The organism is Halonotius roseus (assembly GCF_006861655.1).
Taxonomy (GTDB): Archaea; Halobacteriota; Halobacteria; order Halobacteriales; family Haloferacaceae; genus Halonotius; species Halonotius roseus.
In genome coordinates this window covers 261,606-280,529 of record NZ_SESI01000003.1, presented here as the reverse complement: position 1 = coordinate 280,529, position 18,924 = coordinate 261,606, and the positions used below count along the sequence as shown (strand labels likewise).

Genomic DNA, 18,924 nt, shown 5'->3' with positions numbered 1-18,924 from the left:
CCAGTATTAGTCACGGCCGCGAAAATAAAGACTCCGCTCACCCCGACGAATCGGGGGTCATCAGCGCGACTCGTCGCCCGTCGCTGCCACCGCCTCGCACAGCGTTGTCACCGCGTCGGCCGCGTCGTCGCCGAAGACGTAGGTGATCGGCTCGACCCCGAAGGCCCCCTCGTGATAGAGCACCTCTGGGGTCGGCTCGGTTGTCGCCAACAGATCGGTGAGTCGCTGGTATCGATCCTCGTAGCCGGCCTCAAACTCGGCTGTCGCCAGCCCGTAGTCGGTGAGGGCGTCCAACAGCGCGTCACTTGTTTTGAGGTTGAGCGCGCCTCGTCGCTCGGGGGCGACTGCGCCCATCGCCAACACAGCCGTAGCAACGTGTTCGGACGCGCCAAACTCCGGGTCGGCTGGGACGTTCGCCTGCCCACCCATAGCGTGGATCCGGCCCGGCACGGCCGCCACGTCGGTCACGCCCTCGGCGTCGGGCATCGCCATGGCGATGTTGGTGCCGACATTTGGGATGTGGTCGACGACCGCGCCCGTGTTGGCAAACGTTCGTACGGCTCCCCGGACGTTCCGTAACACCTCGCGTTCGGTCTCGACGCGGGGATCCTGGCCGCGCACACAGAGGTCACAGCCCATCCCCTGGAGGGCTGGCATCTCCTCTTCGTGAACCGCACAGATCGGGCCACGATCCTCGAAGGACTCAATGAGTTCGAGCAGCTCGGCGAGGGCCTCGTACTCGTCGACGCTGCCGTCGGCGAACCCGCTGGCGATATACTCGATGGTCGCCTGCATCTCGGCGTTGTCGGCGAACCGCGGGTCGCCGGACTGCTCGCCGCTGAGATACTTGCTGACGGCGGCCTGCGAGAGGCCGAGCATGTCGGCGATCGTCTGCTGGGAACAGCCCTCGGCGGCGAGCTCCTTCGCTAACATCGCGCGGGCGGTCGGCAGGAACCGCTCGACGACGATCTCGCCCGGCAGCTGTAGCGTCACGGCGGCCCCACCCGCCGATCGGCGTCATCTCTGCGTGTCATAGCTAACCATCCAGGCAACAGCGTATGTAGCTTTGGCGGTCACCGACGGGCCTGCCGCCGGCGACAAGTCATCGGCTATTTATATCTCGGGCCCAGCTATTTTGATAACCAACGCGCTGTTCCCCGTGCGTCGGTGCGTTCGCTTCGGCTGTCTCCCCCTGCGGTGCGGACGGTTGCCGCTGGTTCGACACGGCCGGGCGTCGCCCGCGCCACCGGCGGAACGGCTCTTGTTTGGACTACCTATGGAAATCGAAATCGCAACCGTTGGCGGCTACGAAGAGGTTGGACGACAGATGACGGCCGTTCGGATGGACGACGAGATCGTCGTCTTCGATATGGGCCTCAACCTCTCGCAGGTACTGATTCACGACAACGTCCAGACCGAGACGATGCACAGTCTGGATCTGATCGATATGGGCGCGATCCCCGACGACCGGATCATGAGCGAGCTTGACGGCGAGGTCACGGCCATCGTCCCGACCCACGGCCACCTCGACCACATCGGTGCGATCCCGAAGCTCGCCCACCGCTACGACGCGCCGGTCGTCGCCACGCCGTTTACCATCGAACTCGTCCGCGACCAGATCGCCGACGAGGACAAGTTCGATGTCGACATCGACCTCCAGGTGATGAACTCCGGCGAGCAGATGCGGATCAGCGACCGGGTGCAGATGGAGTTCGTCAACGTCACCCACTCGACGATCGACGCGATCAACCCGGTACTCCACACCCCGGAGGGCGCGATCGTTTACGGGCTGGACAAACGCCTCGATCACGACCCCGTTCTCGGCGACCCCATCGACATGAAACGGTTCCGCGAGATCGGCCGTGAGGACGACGGCGTCCTCTGTTATATCGAGGACTGTACGAACGCCAACCAGAAGGGCCGCACGCCCTCGGAGTCGGTCGCCCGAAAGGAGCTCCACGACACGATGCTGAGCCTCGAAGATTACGACGGCGGGATGGTGGCGACGACGTTTGCGAGCCATATTGCCCGCGTGTCGAGCCTGCTTGAGTTCGCCCAAGAGATCGGCCGCAAGCCGATCCTGCTGGGTCGCTCGATGGAGAAATACACCGGCACGGCGACCAACCTTGATGTCGACCTGCCCGACGAGATCGAGATGTACGGTCATCGGCGCGCCATCGACCAAAGTCTCGAACGGATCATGGAGGACGGCAAAGAGAACTTCCTGCCGATCGTGACGGGCCACCAGGGCGAGCCGCGCGCGCTGCTCACCCGGATGGGCCGCGGCGAGACCAACTATGACTTCAACAACGGCGACAAGGTGATCTTCTCGGCGGGGATCATCCCCGAGCCGACAAACGAGGGTAACCGCTACCAATCCGAACGCCTCCTGAAAATGCAGGGCGCGCGCATCTACGACGATATCCACGTGTCGGGCCACCTGAGCCAGGAGGGCCACTACCAGATGCTTGAGGCACTCCAGCCACAGCAGCTGATCCCGGCCCACCAGGATCTCAAAGGGCTGTCGGGCTACGTCAACACGGCCAACGCCTTCGGCTACGAGGTCGGCCGCGACATGCATCTCAGCCGGAACGGCAACATCATTCAGCTAACCGAGTAACGCCGCCGGTTCTCTACCCTTCGCTGCTGTTACTCCGATCGTTCCTCACCGTCGACAGCGATCGCATCGTCAGCGTCGCCATCCGCATCGGCGACAGCGGCTTCGTGTTCATCGCTGACGATCGGGAGCTCGATCACGACACTCGCGCCGTCGCCGTCGATCCGCCGATCGAGCGTCCCGCCGTAGCCTTCGATAACCCAGCGGACGAGCCACAGCCCGAGCCCGCTGCCGTGTTCCAGCTGTGAGATCTCGGAGTCGCCGGTGACGATCGCCCACTCCTCGGCCGGCACGCCGGCCCCGTTGTCGCTGACGGTGATCGAGGCGGTCTCTCCGTCGGCGGCCACGCTGATCTCCACCGTCGGGGGTGTTGAGGGGTTGTGTTCGATCCCGTTTTCGATCAGCTCGCCGACGGCGGTCGCAAGATGGTCGCCCGCTCCCACTATGACTGGTGTTGACGCCGACAGCGTGACCGTCGCCTCGGGATGGTCGGTCTGGTAGCTCCTGACTGTTGGCTTCAGGAGCTCACCCAGCTCGATCGCGGTGCGATCGAGTGACCGCTGGCCCCCAACATCCTCGATCGTTTTTGCGGTCTCGCTGAGTTCGATCAGCTCGCTCGTGTTTGCGACGATCCGCTCGGCGAAATCGCGGTGTCGATCACCCTCAAGCTCGGCCGCGAGGATCTCGGCGAAGCCGGAGATCACGTTGAGATCGTTTCGGAGGTTGTGTCGCAGGAGGCGGTGGAGCACCTGCAGCTGGAGCTCCCGCTGTTTGAGCGTCGTGATGTCGGTGTACAGCTCGAAGCGGCGGCGATCCTCGTTGAGCTCGTAGGGCACCTGCCGGAAGAGGAAGTATCGGATCCCGTTTTCGGTTCGTAGCTTGAGCTCCCGGTCACCCTCCTGGCGTTGCCCTGGCGTGTCGGTGTCGACGATCCGGTCGGCGTCGATCGCCAGCGGCCGTGGCTCCTCGCTGTCCGGGATCGACCCCTCGACCGTTGGCTCGCCGAACAGCCGCTGGAACGCGCCGTTGACGGTCTCGACTCTCGGCTCCCGGGTTCCGATATCGATCTCGTTGATCGGATCGGTGAGATTATCGAACAGGTAGCTGAACCGCTCGCGCTCGGCGGCGGCAGTCCGCTTGGCCGACAGCAGCTCAGAGCGGTCGTGGATCGAGATGATGACCTCGCCGGCCCCGCCGGCCTGGGTGAGCCGGGCGGCCTCGATCGTTACCGGGAGCGACTCGCCGTCGGTTGGCATCAACGTTGTGTCGATGGTGATCGTTTCGTCGTCGCCGAGCTCCCGGAATGCGTCGGTGACACGCTGTTGATCCTCGGCGGCAACGAACTCGATGGCGGCCTCGCCGAGCAGGCCCGCGCGGCTCCTGCCGAGCCGGTCGGCCAGCGGCTCGGTCAGCAGCTTAAACCGGCCGTCGGCGTCGATGACACACAGCATCTCCCGGACGGTTTCGACGATCGACTCGTAGCGACGCAGGCTCTGTTCGCGGGCGGTACGGGCGAAGGCGGCCTCGGCGTTGGTCGTCACCAGCTGGATCAGCTGCCGCGTCTGCTGGGAACACTCCTCGGGATCCGGGACGCCGACGACGAGAACGGCCGTCTCACCGATCGGCACCGCAGACAGCGTTGCCGCCTCGCCAACGTCGGTGCCCTCGCCGACCGGCTCACAGACGATGGCCTCGCCGGTCGCAAACGCCTCCCCGACCAGCCCCTCGCCGGGCGCGATCGGCTCGCGCGGCCCGACCTCGGCGGTCACCGTCTCGGATGTGGCCGCCGGCACCAGTCGGTCGGTCTCCTCGTCGTACCACCGAACCATCGCTCGATCGAAGCCGAGTGCCTCGGTCACCGTTTCGACGACCGTTTCGGCGACCGCCGTCGGCGTCTCGGCGACCATCAGCTCCCGGGTTCTGGTTAGCAGCTCGTTGAGCGTCGCCTCGCGTTCGACCTGGTCGCTGATATCCCGGATCGTCCCGACGCTGCCGCGGAACTCCTCCTCGAAGGGTAACAGCGCGATATGATCCTGACACGGTATCTCCCGCCCGTCGGCGGTCTCGACGGTGAGATCGATCTGGGTCTCGCCGTCGCCGTTGCCGGTTCGTTCCTCGTGGAACGCTGCGGTGACAGCCTCGCGGGCGGTCTCGATGGTCGATTCGCTTTTGAACAGCCCGATGTGGGAGCCGATCAGCCCCTCGCGGTCGTAGCCGGTAAGCTCGGCGAGCCCGTCATTGACATAGGTGAACTGTTCGTCCTCGTTGAGCGCGTAGACGCCATCGGAGACGGTATCGAGGATCTGCTCGTAGCGTTCGAGCTCGTCGCGCCGCTGTTTGCGCTCGCTTACATCTCGGAAATACACCGACAGCCCCTCCTCGTCGGGGTAGGCGGTGACCTCGAACCACGCATCCAGCGGCGCGAAGGGGGCCTCGAAGGAGACCGACTCCTGGCTGTCGACGGCGTGGGTGTATCGCTCCTCGAAGATGGTGTCTTTGGCCGCCGGGAAGGCGTCCCAGATGATCTCGCCGACAACCTCCTCGGCGTCGATCCCGAGCAGCGATTCCGCCCGATCGTTGACGTAGACGAACCGCCAGTCGTCATCGAGCGCGAAGAAGGCGTCGTCGACCCGGCTGAACACCGCTCTGAGCTCGTTTTGTGTCGCCCGAAGCTCCTCTTTTTGCAGGTGGTGTTGGAGCTCGTAGGTCACCAGCTGGGCCATAAACTCCACGAGCAGCTGATCCTCGTCGGTCAGCGACGGGCCGTCGGTGTCGGTGCCGTGGAAACACAGCGTTCCGTAGGTCGCGCCGTCGATCCGGATCGGGGTGCCGATATACTGGACGCTGCCGTAGGTTTCGGCGGCCGCCAGCTCGGTGAGCTCCGGCGCGTCGGTGTGGACGTTGTCGATCCGGTAGGTCGATCCCTGATCAAGTGTTCGGTCGCAGTAGGTCTCAGACAGCGGGAACGATGCCCCGGCCGGCACCGAGCCGAGCAGCTCGTCGTCGCTGTCGATGATCTCGACACGGTAGCTGTCGTCGCTCACCGAGGCGACGATGCCGGCATCCATCCCGAGGTACGCCTGGCCGACATCGAGCATGGCCGTGACGCGCTCCTCGAAGGTGCCGCTGGTCTCGGTCAGCGTTCGGTGGAGTGCGGCAAACGGGCCGAGGTCGCCCGCCGCCGTCGTGATGGCTGTCTCGTCGGTCGCCGCTGTTGTGTCGTCGGTCGCTGTTGCCGTGTCAGCGGCTGCTGCCGTGGGTGCTGTGTCGCGTTCTGCGTCGGCTGTGCCGACCGCCCGGAGTCGATCCAGCAGGGCGACCGTGTCGGCCGCGCTGTCGTCGTGGCGGAGATGCGCGTCGGCGACGCCCTGCTCTCGGGCCGCCGACAGCGCGCTCGCCGACTCACAGTAGGCCACACAGGGCACCCCTCTGTCGGCGGCCGCCTGCTTGCAGCCGGCGGTGATCTCCTCGGGCATCGAGGGATCATACGGGATAAGGATGCAGTCGACGGCGGTCGACGCCGCGGCCGCACCCAGTTCCGCTGGATCGGAGCCGGCAACGACCGTGAGATCGACGGTCGACTCCGCGCGGAGTCGGTCGAACACGTCGCCGTCGCTGTCGCCCGGATACCCGAGTACCGCGAGCCTCCCCGCTGTCTTGCCCGTTGTATCCTGCCCGGTCATGTCGCTTCCATCTATATACGGGTGTCCTGTAGTTAAAACCCTCTCCGACTCTCAGGGCTGAGAGCCAGCGATCGGTCGCCGCTATCGCCACAGGGGTTTTGCGACTCCCACCCTCACCGTCGGTATGCACCCGCCGCTCTGTATCGTCGGCCCCAGCGATGCCGGCAAGACGACGCTGATCGAATCGCTGGTCGCCGAACTCGCCGATTCCGGGCGGGTCGGGACGATCAAATCCATCCACCACGACATCGAGATCGACACGCCCGGCAAGGACACCCACCGCCACCGCACCGCCGGAGCCGACACGGTCGTTGGGCTGACGCCCTCCCTTCGCTTCGAGATCACCCCCGGTGGAAAGGACGCCGCCGACAGCGAGGTCGCCCTGTTGAAATCGACCGTCGACGACCTCCGGGCGGCCGGCTACGACTACGTGCTCATCGAGGGGTATCACAACGCGCCGTACCCGAAACTCGTTGTCGGCGATCGGCCGGCCGCTCCGCCGATCATCGCTCGGGGCCCGCCGGCGGCCTTCGATGTCTCGTCCCTTGCGACCGCGATGATCGAGGGAACGCTTGTCGATGCCGACTCGGCGTGACCGCGGCGACGACCGGAACGCCCAAACCACACAGCCGCCAACTGGGGCGCATGTACGAGGCGGTCGCGGCCTATCCTGCGGGTGACAGCACCGTCAGCCGGCAGGCGCGGACGGCCACCGACTACGGCTACGACGGGCTTGTCGTCCGCACCCGCGAAGCCGAGTTCGACGTCGACGCGATCAGCGACCGCTACGGGATCGATGTCGTCCGCGGGATCGAGGTTGACGCCGCCGATCCCGAATCCGCGGCGGGGGCGGTCGGCAACCACCGCTCGGAGTGTTCCGTCCTGCTGGTTCGTGGCGGCACCGACGCGCTGAACAGATACGCCGTCGAGACCGACCGTGTCGACGTGTTGACCCGTCCGATGGCCGGTGACGGCGATTTTAACCATGTTCTTGCCCGCGCCGCAGCAACCCACAGCGTCCACGTTGAGTTCGATTTCGGGCCGGTGTTGCGGGCGAGCGGTGGCCCACGCGTCCAAGCCCTCCAGGGGCTTCGCAAGCTTCGTGAGCTCGTCGAGCAGTATGACGCCCCCTTCGTCGTCAGCGTGAACGCCGACTCCCACCGCCAGCTTCGCGCCCCACGCGAGCTGCGGGCGGTCGGCGAACAGATCGGCTTTACGGCCGACCAGATCACGGCCGGCCTCGAAGCGTGGGGTGAGATCGCCGCCCGCAACCGCGAGCGCGCCGACGACCGCTTCATCGAACCCGGCGTTCGTCGTGGCCGCTATGAGCCCTGAGTTACCATGAAACACCTTCCAAAACATATCCGTCCGCGATGGCGGTATCTCGCCGTTGAGATCGAGGCCGCCCCCGACGCCGACATCGACCGCGGCGCGTTCCAGCGCGCGCTGTGGTATGCCGCCGGCAACCTCCTCGGCGATGTTGGGAGTGCCGATGCCGACCTGACAGTGTTTGGCTTCGAGTACGCTGATGGTATCGGTGAGGCGATCGTCCGCGCTCGCCGCGAGGAGACGGCCGCCGCCCGCGCCGCGCTTGCCTGTATCGACAGCGTCGACCACCAGCCGATCGGGCTCGTCGTTCGCGGGATTTCGGGGACGGTGCGTGCCTGTGAAGAAAGCTATTTACGCGGCCGGAGCCCAGATTCGACAGAGGATTCCGTCGCGTTTGCGGACGACCAACGGCCGGCGATTTGCCGTGACGATGTCGCCGAGATCTCGCTGCCTGAGGGGTTCGTGGCGGCGACGGAACTCGATTTCCACTAGTATGCAGGGACAACAACAGCAGGCCTACGACCGTGGCACCACGATCTTCTCGCCGGACGGCCGGCTCTACCAAGTCGAATACGCCCGCGAAGCCGTCAAACGCGGCTCGGCATCGATCGGCGTCCGAACCCCGGAAGGCGTCGTGTTGCTCGCCGACAAACAGAGCCACTCGCCGCTCTTGGAGCCCTCCAGCGTCGAAAAACTCCACAAGGCTGACGACCACGTTGGGATGGCCTCGGCGGGCCACGTTGCCGACGCCCGCCAGCTGATCGATTTCGCCCGCCGGCAGGCGCAGGTCAACCGCCTCCGGTTCGGCGAGGTGATGGGCGTCGAGACGCTCACAAAGACGGTCACCGACTACATCCAGCGATACACGCAGGTCGGCGGGGCCCGTCCCTTTGGCGTCGCCCTCGTCGTCGGCGGGATCGAAAACGGCGAGCCGCGCCTTTTCGAGACCGACCCCTCGGGAACGCCCTACGAGTGGGAGGCCCTCGCCATCGGCGAGAGCCGCGACGACATTCAGGACTACTTTGAGGAGCACTACGAGCCGGATCTCTCGCTTGATGAGGGGATCGAACTCGCGCTTCGCGCGCTGGCGTCGGTCACCGAGGACGGGCTTGAGGCTGCTGGCCTCGGGTTGGCAACGATCGATGCCGACACCGAGCAGTACCACCAGTATTCCCTCGACGAACTCGACGATGTCCTCGCCGAACACGGCCTGCTGGCTGACGACGAGGAGTAGTCGATCGCAGTCTGGCCGCTCGTTTTCCCCGGTTCTCGTTCTCCCTGGTTCTCGTTGTCGACGCCGTATTCCATCTGAATCCTGCCAAACCATCCGACAGCGAGCAGTAGGCGGCGATTACTAATGAGCCCGGTTGCGGAACTCGGGGGTATGGACTTCGAGTGGCTCTATCCTGTTGCCTGCCCGACCTGTGCCGTCTGTCCCAAGGAGATCGCCGACTACGATCGGCTGGGATACCCGATCTGTCCCCGCTGTGGGACGACGATCCGGACGGCCGTCGCAGACGCCGGCGAGCGCGTCGTCGCATCGCAAACCGAGTGAGGCAAGTGCCGTCCCACCGTCCGGCCGGTATGGACTACGAGCGGACAACCGACACCGACGAGCTCACCGAGTGGGAGCGCGCCGATGGCCACGCGACGATCCGGCTCCGCGAGCGCGCCGACGGCCAGTTTGCGGTTCGATACGACCAGCTTCATCAGGCCGACGACGGACGAGCCTACGCCTACGAGACCGTCGAGAGCCGCGCGGCCGCTGAGGAGTTGGTCACCGACTGGCAGGATGACGCCCCGGCCTGACTCCCGAATCGTTTTCGGCGTCGCTGTCGTCGCTGGGGATATGACTCGATTCGACGCCAGCGAGGCCACCGCCCGCCGGGAGCTGTTCGCGGCGACCGTTGACGCCCACCGCGAGCGCGGCAGCGAGTTCTGTACGCTCGAACCCGACGAAACACCACCCGACAGCGACGACGAACTGGTGCCGTGGATCCAGTTCGGCGGCGAAACTGTCGCGCTTGACTGTACCGACACCGAACTCGACCGCCTGAAAGAGTTACTCGGCGAGTATCCCGACTTCCGGATCGACGAGCTCGAACGCCCCGAAGAGGCAGACGGAACGCACGTCCGGATTACAACACACTCAGACGCCGATCGGCTGGCGGTCTTTTTCGATGTCGTCTTTCAGCAGGCGTTCGGTTATCCCGACGACTACCGAGCCTGGGCCGTCACGATCTAACCCCTCCTACTCCTCGGTGGAGTCGATCCCGAGGGCGGCGTTGAGCCCGCAGAAACAGGTCGTCGCGTTGAATCCCAGTCCAACCGCGCCGATGGCGGCGAGCAGCCCGCTCGTCCGCTTGCCGGCGGTGAGCGCGCGGACAGCAACGATCGATAACAGTACGGCTCCAAGCCCACGAAGCAGGCGGTCGGTTCCGCCAACGTTTGTATCGAGTTCCATACAGCCGACACGGGTTCGCTGTACTTGTATCGCCCGTTGACTCAGCCGATGATTGTAGTGACCCAATGCTGGCCGGCGGTGGGTGCCGCACCAAAATAAAGAGTTTTCGCCCTCGGGTGTTCACTCATGGCAATGACCACCTACGAGTACGACGTTGCCATCGTCGGGGCCGGCACCTCCGGCTGCTATGCGGCGGCGACGCTCGCCAACGCGGGCCTTGATGCCGTCATCATCGAGCGAAAGGACGCCGAGGAGGCTGGCCATATCGCCTGTGGCGACGCGCTGAAAGGTGCCGACAAGTTCCCGAGTGCGATCCCGAAATCCAAGATCGAACCCGCATTCACGAACACGGGCGTCGATCACGGCCGCTTCGAGATCCCGAGCCACGACACCGTCTTGGAGATCCCGGTGCCGGGCGAACTCGCCGTCATCGACCGCCTCAAATACGGCAAGCTACTGATCGAAGGAGCCGAGGAGGCCGGCGCGGAGCTCCACTACGACACCGTCGTCAACGACGTGACACAGACCGATGACGGCCAGGTGACCGGCGTTGTTGGCAAACATCAGGGCGACCCCGTCGAGTACGACGCCGAGGTCGTCATCGACGGCGCGGGCGCACTGTCGCTGCTCCAGGACAAAGCCGACTTCGAGGACGCAACCTTCGACACCAACGTTCGGTACTCGCAGTTCTGTTCGGCCTATCGGGAGATCGTCGAGGTCGACGAGGAAGTCGAGTGGGACGACGCCCTCGTCTTCAAACCGACCCAACGCGCCGCTGGCTACCTCTGGTATTTCCCGCGTACGTCGACGGAGATCAATGCCGGACTGGGCTTCCAGATGAACGAGGAGCCGATGCAGATGATCGACGATCTCAAAGGCGATTTGCGGGATCGTGAGGAGTTCGAAAACGCCGAAGTCACCGACAAACTCGGCGCGGCCCTCCCGACACGGCGTACCTACGATTCGGCGGTCGCCCCCGGCTACATGGCCGTCGGCGACGCCGCGGCCCACGTCAATCCGACGACCGGCGGTGGGATCGCGGGCGCGGCCTACGCCGGCCAGTACGCCGCCGAGCAGGCGATCGACGCCATCGAGGCGGGCGACGTGAGCGAGGAAGCCCTCTGGCACTACAACGAGCGCGTGATGGAACACTTCGGCGCGCGGTACGCCGGTCTCGACGTGTACAACATCCTCTCGACGGCCGTCGATGTCGACGACCTGATGGGGTTGCTCGCCGCCCTGCCGGGCGAGAAGCTGGCGGAAGCTCTCTACGACGGCAAAACGTCGATGGGGCCGCTGCTGGCGGCCCAGACGGCGATCAAAAGCTTCGGCTACTGGCGGCAGATCCTCGATTTCTACAAGGTCAAACAGGTCGCCGAACAGGTGATCGATCACTACAAGCGGTATCCGACCAGCCCTGACGGGTTGGAAGGGTGGCAACGCCAGCGCGACGAACTGATGGAGACGGTCTACGAGGTTACCGGCGCGGAGCCGAAATACTGAGTCGCCGCTGTTACTCGTTTTTGTCGTCGGTGATGTCGCTGGCAGTATCGTCGTCAACGTCGCTGTCGGCATCGTCGTCAACGTCGCTATCGACGTGTTCGGTGTCGTTTTCGCGCTCGACGGTGAGCGTCCCGTCATCGTCGACCGCGAGTTCGTTGAGCGCGCAGTTACCCTGTTCTTGCTCCATGATCGTCGCCACGATGTCGAGGTCTTTGATCCACCCGAGCAGCAGATACAGCGGCCCGCCGTGGGTAACCACGACAACAGTTTCGTCGGTGCCGATATCGGCAACGAGATCGGTTGCGGCATCGAGCACGCGCTCGCGCTGGTCGAGCAGGCTCTCGCCGCGCTCGGGGGTCGCTTGGGCGGCGGCGTAGCCGACCTCGGTGAGCGTGAACTCGGGGTGACCGAGAAATAGTTCGCCGTAGCTGAGGCCTTGCAGCACCCCGAAATCTCGCTCCCGCCAGCGGCGGTCAGTCGTCGGCTCGCAGTCGACAGCGCGAGCGAGCGGTCGGGCGGTCTCCAGCGTCCGCCGGAGATCGGAACTCACGACCCGGTCGACCGCGTAGCTGTCTGCGACCGCGTCGGCAAGCGCGGCGGCTTGTCGGTGGCCCCGGTCGGTGAGGCCGACCGCTGCCCACCCCTGTACCCGCTGTTGGCGGTTCCACATCGTTTCGCCGTGCCGCACCACTACCAGCGTTCCCATACCGACCCCTCTCGCGGATGAGTCGTAACGTTTGCCCACCCGCGTCGCCAACGACCGCTATGGCCGAACCAGTCGATATCACGGTTTACAGCCGCGAAAACTGCCATCTCTGTGGGGTCGCCCTCCAGCGAATCGAGTCGGTCAGCGAGGAGACGGGGATCAGCGTCGACATCGAGGAGATCCAGATCGACGACGACCCTGAGTTAGAGGCGGAGTACGGCGAGCGCGTGCCGGTCGTCTACATCGACGACGAACTCGAATTCACCTACACTGTCGACACCGATGAGTTGGCGGCGATTCTCAAGGCGGTTGACGAATAAGCTGGAACGATAGCAAACACATATCGAAATAACAGGTCAGATACCTTACGATCTAATTTATGTGGATGCTGTCGGAACGGATAGGTAGTTGATGTTTCGTCCGATTCGGGTGCTACATGTCGATGATCGCCCGGAGTACGGTGAGGTCGTCACCGCTTATCTCGCGGAACACGACGAGCCGTTTACGGTCGTCACCGAGGCCGATCCGGTTGCGGCACTGCAAACGCTTGCCGACGAGGAGTTCGACTGTCTCCTCGCCGACTACGAGATGCCCAAGATGGATGGCCTCGAACTCCTTGCGGCGGTACAACGCCGCCACCCCGATCTGCCGGTCATCCTGTTGACCGCCCAGGGGAACGAATCGGTCGCCAGCGAGGCGATCGCCGCCGGCGTCACCGACTACATCCCGAAAGCCGATCTCACCGACAGCCCCGCCGTCTTGGCTAAACGGGTCACCAACGCGGTCGAACGACAGGCCTACAGCCGCCAGTTTGAGACGCTCGTCGAGACGCTGCCAGGGGTCGTCTACCGAACCCGGGAGACCTCCGAGTGGGACACCGATTTTATCGGTGGCAACTGCGAGTCGCTGATCGGCTACCCGGCCGACGCCATCGTCGCTGGCGAGGTCACCTGGGGGTCAGATATCATCCACCCTGACGATCGTGCGTATGTTCGGGACGCAGTCGACTCACAGCTCGAAACCGGTGATACCTTCGAGCTGACCTACCGGATTCTGACCGCCGACGGCGACGAGAAGTGGGTCAACGAGCACGGCCAGCGGGTCGCCATCGAGGACGGCGAGGGGATCTTTGAGGGATTTATCACCGACGTGACCGCTCTCAAGGAGAGCGAACGCCAACTGGCGCGGTACAGCGATACGCTTGAAGGGCTCCAGCGAACGACCCGGCGGCTGCTAGAGGCAACGACACCGGAATCGGCGGCCGACATCGTCATCGACGGCCTCGAATCCGCCTTTGATTTTGATACTGCTGGGATCTGGCTGGCGACCGACGACCAGCTCGAACCGGTTGCCCAGACCGAACGCGGCCAAACGCTGATCGATGAGCCGCCGATCTACTCGCCGGCCAAGGAGTCGCTGTCGTGGACAGCCTTCGAGGAGGGAACGACCAGACGGATCGATTCGATGGCCGACCACTCCGACCGCGCCAATGCGGAGACGCCGATCAGCAGCGAGCTGATCGTCCCGCTTGGGGAGTACGCCCTGTTGAACATCGGTTCGACGGAGCCGGCGGCGTTCAGCGACGCCGACGCCGAGCGCGTCCAGCTGTGGGCCGACACCGTCACCGAGGCCTTTGGGCGGATCGACCAACTCCAGCGGCTCAAAGCCCGCGAGGACGAACTGACCCGCCAGCGGGATCGCCTCGATCAGTTTGCCAGCGTTGTCTCCCATGACATCCGCAATCCGATCAACGTTGCCAGCGGGCGACTGAAGCTCGCCGCCGAGGAGTGTGACAGCGAGCAGCTGGAGATCATCGATCGCGCGTTGACACGGATGGAGGAGCTGATCGACGACGCGCTCGTGTTGGCCCGACAGGGCCAAACGGTCGGTGAGACTGAAGCTGTCGCCCTTGCTGATCTCGTCGCCCAGTGTTGGGGGACGGTCGCAACCGCCGACGCCACGATCGACTGTCGATCCGACGCCATCATTCGGGCCGACCGCAGCCGGCTGGCCGATGTCTTCGAAAACCTGTTCCGCAACAGCGTTGAGCACGGCGACAGCGATGTTTCGATCACCGTCGGGACGACCGAGTCAGGGTTTTATATCGCCGACGATGGCCCCGGGATCCCAGCCGACGACCGCGAGCGGATCTTCGAAACCGGCTACTCGACGGAGACCGACGGCACGGGATTCGGGTTGGCGATCGTCCGCGAGATCGTCGAAGCCCACGGCTGGGAGATCGGCGTCGTCGACAGCGAGGGCGGCGGCGCGCGCTTCGAGATCACCGGCGTCGATTTTGTCGACCGCTAGTTCCCCGTCCACCGCAGCAACGCGAGGGTTCCCTCAAAGAGCACGACCATCGTGAGCGCGACGATGATCGGGGCCATCCCGGTCGGATCGGGGCTGAAGAGAAACGCGATCCCGAGGAACGATCCCCAGAAGATCAGACGCTTGGCCTCCAACCACTGCCGGGTGACGAGGTTCATCATGATCGCCAACATGATGAAAAGCGGGATCTGGAAGATGATCGCCATCCAGCCCATGAGCACCAAGATCAGATTGAACGTCTCTTGGAGACCAAAGGCGACGGCGGCGGCCTCGGCGGTGTAGGTCGTAAAGTACGCAAAGACAAACGGGAGGACGGCAAAGTGGGCGAACAGCACCCCGAATGTGCCCAACACGAGGCTGGTCGGCACCGCCGCGAGGTAGTAGCGTCGCTCTGTGGGATACAGCCCTGGGCGCATGAACCGGTAGGTCTGGTAGACAAACATCGGGAGGCCGATCACGAGGCCGGCAAGCCCGGCGACCTTGAGCTTCGTGAGGATAAACTCAAGCGGCCCGTACAGTCGGGGGCGGTTGGCCACCGGTTCGGGGATATGTACCGACCAGAGATAGTTGACGAGATCGCCGGCAAACGGGTAGGTGACCGCCAGCGCGATCCCGGCGATGAGGAAGACAACCCCAAGCCTGCGCATCATCTCCTCGATGTGGTCGGCCAGCGGCATCTCCTCATCGGTGGCCGGCCCCTCGCCGGCGAGGCCCTCCTCGACGCTGTCGCCGGCTGGGGCTGCTGGCTGATCGGCCGCGACCGAGCTACCGGTACCGCCGTCGGCTGTCACATCTGGTGGTGTCGCCGTATCGGCAGCTGACGGTTCACCACCTGCTGTTGGTGGCTCATCGCGGTCGGCTGGGTTGTCGCCCCCGTCTGGCGGCTTGGCCATACGAGTAACAAACGCTTCCCTGTGGGTATATGCCTTTTCGGATTCGGCTGGGGGGTCGTCGGTTGTCATCCAACCAGCAGCCCCGATCGGGTGCGCGCTGAGAGACAACGTTGATACCGCTGAGCCGATTCCGTACTCGTATGGCAAGCGCGCTCGACGACGACACCCAGCGCGCCCTCGGCGAAGCGACCGCGACCGGGCGGGCGATGTTGCGGTCGGCACAGAAGGATCTCCAGAAGGTCTTTATCGTATTTCTGATCGGCTTTCTGGGCACCTTCTACGCCCTCCGGCTCTACATCTGGGATTTCTTGCGTTCGGTCACCGAATCCCGGATGCGGGCGGAGGTCGGCGAGAGCTTCGAGATCATCGCCCAAACGCCGTTTGACGTGATCCTGTTGCAGGCGAAGATCGGCCTTGTTGTCGGCCTCATCGTCGCGCTCCCAGTGTTTCTGTATTTCTCTCGTGACGCGCTCAAGCGGCGCGGCTTCTGGCGGTCGTTACCCGCCGCCCGCTGGAAACTCGCCACGATCGTCGGCTTTTCGGCCGCGCTGTTTGTCGGCGGCGCGGCCTACGGCTATGCCGTGTTCTTCCCCGTGATGTTCAGCTTCCTCGCGGAGTTCGGCTTCGAGGCCGGCTTCGCGCCGCGGTATTCGATCGTCCTGTGGACGCAGTTTATCGTGCTGTTGACGTTGTCGTTCGGCCTCGCGGCGCAGATGCCGCTGGCAATCACCGGCCTCTCGTACACCGAGATCGTCCAGTATGAGACGTTCCGCGACAAGTGGCGACACGCCGTCGTCGGCATCTTCGTCTTCGGGGCTGTCTTCTCGCCGCCCGATCCGTTCACCCAGATCATGTGGGCGATCCCGCTGGTCATCCTCTACGGGCTGAGCCTCTATCTGGCGAAGGTGATCGTCACGACCAAACGCGGCAGCGACCAGATCGATCTCCGGGCGACACTTCGGAGCCACTGGAACGTCCTCGCCGGGCTCGCGGTCGTCGGCGCGATCCTGCCGTACGCGTTCTACAGCTACGGCGGCCGCAGCGCGGTCAACGCCGTGTTATCGTATCCGCTGATCGACAGCCGGTACCGGGTTCTCCCGCTTGGAGAGGGTCTCGGCGTCGATCCCCAGACGGCGATGGCGATCTACGGTGGCGTCGTTTCGGTGCTGCTTGCGGTCGGCGGCCTTGCGTACCTGATCTACTCCGGGCTTGAGGTCGATCCCGACGGCAAATTCGGCGATCCGACCGCGATCGATCTGGCGACGCTGGATGCCGCCGGGATCGAGGCCGCCCCGCCCGAAGCGTTTATCGAACTCACTGAGGAGGAGGCGATGGGGTATGCCAGCGCGGCCATCGACGACGGCGACGAGGCCAAAGCCCAGGCGATCCTCGATCGGTTCGACGAAACGGCGGAAGCCCGACAGGCAGCACAGGACGCCGACAACGCTGACGGCGGCGATGATGCGGGCGACGACGGCGAACCCGGTCTCGGCGACCGTGCCAGCCGCGCCGGCGATTCCTTCCTCAGCGAACTCACCGACGGCGAGCAGGATGCCGACGACATCGGCGGCTACTACAAGGATATCGCCTTTGTCGCCGGCAGCTTACGATCAAAATCCTTCCGGCTGGTGGCGACATTCATGGTCGTGTTGGCAGGAACGTTCACCTGGTTCTACATCGGCGGGCTTGGGGCGGTTCGTGAAAACTTTTTGAGTCGATTGCCGCCGGAGCTTGTCGGCGAAAACGCCTTAGAGATCATCACGCTCCACCCAGTTGAGGCCCTGCTGTTCATGGTAAAGTTCTCGGTGCTCGCCGGGGTTGTCGCCGTGGTGCCGATGGTCGCCTACTACGCCTGGCCCGCCCTGCGGGAACTCGGTGCGGTGCGCGGCCGCCAATCGGTGATCTTCCTGTGGGTTGGCTCGTTGACCGCCGGCCTGCTCGGCGGCTTTGTTCTCGGCTACTTCTATATCGCCCCGGCGATCATCTCGTATCTCGTTGCCGACGCCCGGGCCTACAACATGCTGCTCACCTACCGGATCAACGACTTCTTCTGGTTGATTATCTTCACGACCGTCGGGATCGGGCTGTTGGCCGACGTGCCGATCGTGATGCTCCTACTCAATCGGGCCGGGATCCCGTATCAGGCGATGCGAACGCGCTGGCGGGAGGTCACCGTCGGCATGCTCACCGTCGGCGCGCTCATGACGCCGGCTGATATCGTGACGATGTTCCTTGTGACGGTGCCGCTGATGGCGGCCTACGGCGTTGGCCTGCTCGTGTTGTTCCTGGTGACGGGTGGCGGCCGGCGGAACCTCGCGCCGCCGGCTGATATCGTCAGCTAGCGGCTAGTGTTGTCGTTGTCACTATCGACCGCCGACCAGTGTGTTACCACCGCTATCGACCGCCCAGCGGTAGCCCGCAACCCCGACACCGAGTAGAAGGGTTCAAATATATTCTCTCAGTATTCGCTGACGATGACCAAGATAAGCGTAGAGGTGCCCGAGGAACTCCTTGCGGATCTCGACGCCCACGTCGGCGAGGACGGGAAGTTCGTCAACCGCAGCGAAGCCGTGCGGGCGTCGATCAGAAAAACGCTGGATCAGCTCGATGAGATCGACCAACGACAGGGGCGGATCGACGATGAGTAGCTACGCCATCCCCGGAGACAGCGATCGGCAGGCGATCGGCCAGGTCGTCCTGCTCGGGCTATTTGTCACCGCTCTGGTGACCGCCCAACTGACCGCAAGCAAACTGCTGGAGCTGCCGCTGCCGGTCGAGCTGCCGGTCGTTGCGGCCTCGATCACGCTTCCGGGGGCGGCACTCGCCTACGCGCTGACGTTTTTTGCCTCCGACTGCTACTCGGAGCTCTACGGCCGGCGACCGGCCCAGCTCATGGTCAACGTCGGCTTCGCGCTCAACTTCGTCGTGTTGCTGTTGGTGTTTTCGACGCTCCGCGCGCCGGGCGCAAACCCGGAGTTCGCGACGACGTTTGAGGCCGCCCTCGCCCCCAGCGTCAACATCGTCCTGGGGAGTCTCGTGGCGTATCTCGTCAGCCAAAACTGGGATGTGTTCGTCTTCCACACAATCCGCGATCTCACCGGCCGCAGCCAGCTTTGGCTCCGAAACATCGCCTCGACGGCAAGCAGTCAGGCCATCGATACGGTGATCTTCGTCGGGATCGCCTTCTATCTCTCGCCGACGCTGCTCGGGATCGGGCCGGCGTTGCCGACGAACGCGCTTATCGGGCTCATCGTCGGCCAATACCTGCTGAAACTGCTGATCGCCCTGCTCGATACGCCGGTCGTCTATCTCGTCGTTCGGCTGGTCGGCCGCGCCAGCTCGAAACCCGACCCCGGCGCGTTCGGCAACTGACCGGCGACGACGCCGCTGGCCCGGAGCTC

The 18,924-nt window shown here is 64.5% G+C and carries 19 protein-coding genes; 14 read left to right on the top strand and 5 right to left on the bottom strand.

Annotated features, from left to right (window positions below):
- Nucleotides 1-60: 60 nt before the first annotated feature.
- Nucleotides 61-993, bottom strand: coding sequence for a thiamine-phosphate synthase family protein (locus EWF95_RS11460; RefSeq protein ID WP_185911777.1), 933 nt, complete (start codon nt 991-993; stop codon nt 61-63).
- 283 nt (nt 994-1,276) lie between these two features.
- Here EWF95_RS11460 and EWF95_RS11455 point away from each other — a divergent pair, with 283 nt between their 5' ends.
- Nucleotides 1,277-2,620, top strand: a complete 1,344-nt coding sequence (locus EWF95_RS11455) for an RNase J family beta-CASP ribonuclease (RefSeq protein WP_142444209.1) — start codon at nt 1,277-1,279, stop codon at nt 2,618-2,620.
- A gap of 29 nt (nt 2,621-2,649) precedes the next feature.
- Here EWF95_RS11455 and EWF95_RS11450 read toward each other — a convergent pair whose 3' ends face one another.
- Nucleotides 2,650-6,300: a PAS domain S-box protein gene (locus tag EWF95_RS11450; RefSeq protein WP_142444208.1), complete on the bottom strand. Its 3,651-nt coding sequence runs from the start codon at nt 6,298-6,300 to the stop codon at nt 2,650-2,652.
- A 124-nt stretch (nt 6,301-6,424) separates the two neighbouring features.
- On the opposite strand from EWF95_RS11450, the gene mobB reads away from it, so the two are divergent.
- The 7 genes from mobB (at nt 6,425) to EWF95_RS11415 (ending at nt 9,874) form a co-directional block, all read left to right on the top strand.
- Complete coding sequence (gene mobB / locus EWF95_RS11445; protein ID WP_142444207.1) at nt 6,425-6,895, top strand: molybdopterin-guanine dinucleotide biosynthesis protein B; 471 nt, start codon at nt 6,425-6,427, stop codon at nt 6,893-6,895.
- Nucleotides 6,896-6,945: 50 nt separating this feature from the next.
- Complete coding sequence (locus EWF95_RS11440; protein ID WP_142444206.1) at nt 6,946-7,635, top strand: RNase P subunit p30 family protein; 690 nt, start codon at nt 6,946-6,948, stop codon at nt 7,633-7,635.
- A 6-nt stretch (nt 7,636-7,641) separates the two neighbouring features.
- Nucleotides 7,642-8,121 (top strand): Rpp14/Pop5 family protein, encoded by a 480-nt coding sequence (locus EWF95_RS11435; protein ID WP_142444205.1) that lies wholly within the window; start codon nt 7,642-7,644, stop codon nt 8,119-8,121.
- Between the two features lies 1 nt (nt 8,122).
- Entirely contained in the window at nt 8,123-8,863 is a 741-nt protein-coding gene (psmA, locus tag EWF95_RS11430; protein ID WP_142444204.1) for an archaeal proteasome endopeptidase complex subunit alpha, read from the top strand.
- Between the two features lie 123 nt (nt 8,864-8,986).
- On the top strand, nt 8,987-9,184 hold the full coding sequence (locus EWF95_RS11425; RefSeq protein ID WP_142444203.1) for a hypothetical protein: 198 nt from the start codon (nt 8,987-8,989) through the stop codon (nt 9,182-9,184).
- Between the two features lie 29 nt (nt 9,185-9,213).
- Nucleotides 9,214-9,438, top strand: coding sequence for a DUF7543 family protein (locus EWF95_RS11420; protein ID WP_142444202.1), 225 nt, complete (start codon nt 9,214-9,216; stop codon nt 9,436-9,438).
- A gap of 40 nt (nt 9,439-9,478) precedes the next feature.
- The gene (locus EWF95_RS11415; protein ID WP_142444201.1) at nt 9,479-9,874 is read left to right on the top strand and encodes a hypothetical protein; all 396 of its coding nucleotides are present in this window, start codon (nt 9,479-9,481) and stop codon (nt 9,872-9,874) included.
- 6 nt (nt 9,875-9,880) lie between these two features.
- On the opposite strand, the gene EWF95_RS11410 is transcribed toward EWF95_RS11415, so the two are convergent.
- The gene (locus EWF95_RS11410) at nt 9,881-10,093 is read right to left on the bottom strand and encodes a YgaP family membrane protein (RefSeq protein ID WP_142444200.1); all 213 of its coding nucleotides are present in this window, start codon (nt 10,091-10,093) and stop codon (nt 9,881-9,883) included.
- Between the two features lie 132 nt (nt 10,094-10,225).
- On the opposite strand from EWF95_RS11410, the gene EWF95_RS11405 reads away from it, so the two are divergent.
- Entirely contained in the window at nt 10,226-11,596 is a 1,371-nt protein-coding gene (locus EWF95_RS11405) for a geranylgeranyl reductase family protein (RefSeq protein ID WP_142444199.1), read from the top strand.
- 10 nt (nt 11,597-11,606) lie between these two features.
- Here the strand turns inward: EWF95_RS11405 and EWF95_RS11400 are convergent, their stop codons facing one another.
- Nucleotides 11,607-12,302 (bottom strand): histidine phosphatase family protein, encoded by a 696-nt coding sequence (locus EWF95_RS11400; protein ID WP_142444198.1) that lies wholly within the window; start codon nt 12,300-12,302, stop codon nt 11,607-11,609.
- Between the two features lie 59 nt (nt 12,303-12,361).
- Between EWF95_RS11400 and EWF95_RS11395 the strand changes: the two genes are divergently transcribed.
- Both EWF95_RS11395 and EWF95_RS11390 read left to right on the top strand, forming a co-directional pair.
- Nucleotides 12,362-12,622, top strand: a complete 261-nt coding sequence (locus EWF95_RS11395) for a glutaredoxin family protein (RefSeq protein WP_142444197.1) — start codon at nt 12,362-12,364, stop codon at nt 12,620-12,622.
- A gap of 91 nt (nt 12,623-12,713) precedes the next feature.
- Complete coding sequence (locus EWF95_RS11390) at nt 12,714-14,612, top strand: hybrid sensor histidine kinase/response regulator (RefSeq protein ID WP_142444196.1); 1,899 nt, start codon at nt 12,714-12,716, stop codon at nt 14,610-14,612.
- On the opposite strand, the gene tatC (EWF95_RS11385) is transcribed toward EWF95_RS11390, so the two are convergent.
- Nucleotides 14,609-15,631: a twin-arginine translocase subunit TatC gene (gene tatC, locus EWF95_RS11385; RefSeq protein WP_394348587.1), complete on the bottom strand. Its 1,023-nt coding sequence runs from the start codon at nt 15,629-15,631 to the stop codon at nt 14,609-14,611. The genes EWF95_RS11390 and tatC (EWF95_RS11385) overlap by 4 nt on opposite strands.
- Before the next feature lie 32 nt (nt 15,632-15,663).
- Here tatC (EWF95_RS11385) and tatC (EWF95_RS11380) point away from each other — a divergent pair, with 32 nt between their 5' ends.
- The 3 genes from tatC (EWF95_RS11380) (at nt 15,664) to EWF95_RS11370 (ending at nt 18,895) form a co-directional block, all read left to right on the top strand.
- Nucleotides 15,664-17,865 carry a twin-arginine translocase subunit TatC gene (gene tatC, locus EWF95_RS11380; protein ID WP_142444194.1) on the top strand — a complete coding sequence of 734 codons (2,202 nt, stop codon included), beginning with the start codon at nt 15,664-15,666 and terminating at the stop codon, nt 17,863-17,865.
- 132 nt (nt 17,866-17,997) lie between these two features.
- Nucleotides 17,998-18,171, top strand: a complete 174-nt coding sequence (locus EWF95_RS11375; protein ID WP_142444193.1) for a ribbon-helix-helix domain-containing protein — start codon at nt 17,998-18,000, stop codon at nt 18,169-18,171.
- On the top strand, nt 18,164-18,895 hold the full coding sequence (locus EWF95_RS11370) for a queuosine precursor transporter (RefSeq protein ID WP_142444192.1): 732 nt from the start codon (nt 18,164-18,166) through the stop codon (nt 18,893-18,895). Before EWF95_RS11375 ends, EWF95_RS11370 begins: the two co-directional genes overlap by 8 nt.
- The last annotated feature ends 29 nt before the right edge of the window (nt 18,896-18,924 follow it).

What these genes read in the sequence shown, in the direction of transcription:
- EWF95_RS11455 (WP_142444209.1), top strand. Translation starts at nt 1,277, where the DNA reads ATGGAAATCGAAATCGCAACCGTTGGCGGCTACGAAGAGGTTGGACGA.
- EWF95_RS11450 (WP_142444208.1), bottom strand. Translation starts at nt 6,300, where the DNA reads ATGACCGGGCAGGATACAACGGGCAAGACAGCGGGGAGGCTCGCGGTA.
- mobB (WP_142444207.1), top strand. Translation starts at nt 6,425, where the DNA reads ATGCACCCGCCGCTCTGTATCGTCGGCCCCAGCGATGCCGGCAAGACG.
- EWF95_RS11440 (WP_142444206.1), top strand. Translation starts at nt 6,946, where the DNA reads ATGTACGAGGCGGTCGCGGCCTATCCTGCGGGTGACAGCACCGTCAGC.
- EWF95_RS11435 (WP_142444205.1), top strand. Translation starts at nt 7,642, where the DNA reads ATGAAACACCTTCCAAAACATATCCGTCCGCGATGGCGGTATCTCGCC.
- psmA (WP_142444204.1), top strand. Translation starts at nt 8,123, where the DNA reads ATGCAGGGACAACAACAGCAGGCCTACGACCGTGGCACCACGATCTTC.
- EWF95_RS11425 (WP_142444203.1), top strand. Translation starts at nt 8,987, where the DNA reads ATGAGCCCGGTTGCGGAACTCGGGGGTATGGACTTCGAGTGGCTCTAT.
- EWF95_RS11420 (WP_142444202.1), top strand. Translation starts at nt 9,214, where the DNA reads ATGGACTACGAGCGGACAACCGACACCGACGAGCTCACCGAGTGGGAG.
- EWF95_RS11415 (WP_142444201.1), top strand. Translation starts at nt 9,479, where the DNA reads ATGACTCGATTCGACGCCAGCGAGGCCACCGCCCGCCGGGAGCTGTTC.
- EWF95_RS11410 (WP_142444200.1), bottom strand. Translation starts at nt 10,093, where the DNA reads ATGGAACTCGATACAAACGTTGGCGGAACCGACCGCCTGCTTCGTGGG.
- EWF95_RS11405 (WP_142444199.1), top strand. Translation starts at nt 10,226, where the DNA reads ATGACCACCTACGAGTACGACGTTGCCATCGTCGGGGCCGGCACCTCC.
- EWF95_RS11400 (WP_142444198.1), bottom strand. Translation starts at nt 12,302, where the DNA reads ATGGGAACGCTGGTAGTGGTGCGGCACGGCGAAACGATGTGGAACCGC.
- EWF95_RS11395 (WP_142444197.1), top strand. Translation starts at nt 12,362, where the DNA reads ATGGCCGAACCAGTCGATATCACGGTTTACAGCCGCGAAAACTGCCAT.
- EWF95_RS11390 (WP_142444196.1), top strand. Translation starts at nt 12,714, where the DNA reads ATGTTTCGTCCGATTCGGGTGCTACATGTCGATGATCGCCCGGAGTAC.
- tatC (WP_142444194.1), top strand. Translation starts at nt 15,664, where the DNA reads ATGGCAAGCGCGCTCGACGACGACACCCAGCGCGCCCTCGGCGAAGCG.
- EWF95_RS11375 (WP_142444193.1), top strand. Translation starts at nt 17,998, where the DNA reads ATGACCAAGATAAGCGTAGAGGTGCCCGAGGAACTCCTTGCGGATCTC.
- EWF95_RS11370 (WP_142444192.1), top strand. Translation starts at nt 18,164, where the DNA reads ATGAGTAGCTACGCCATCCCCGGAGACAGCGATCGGCAGGCGATCGGC.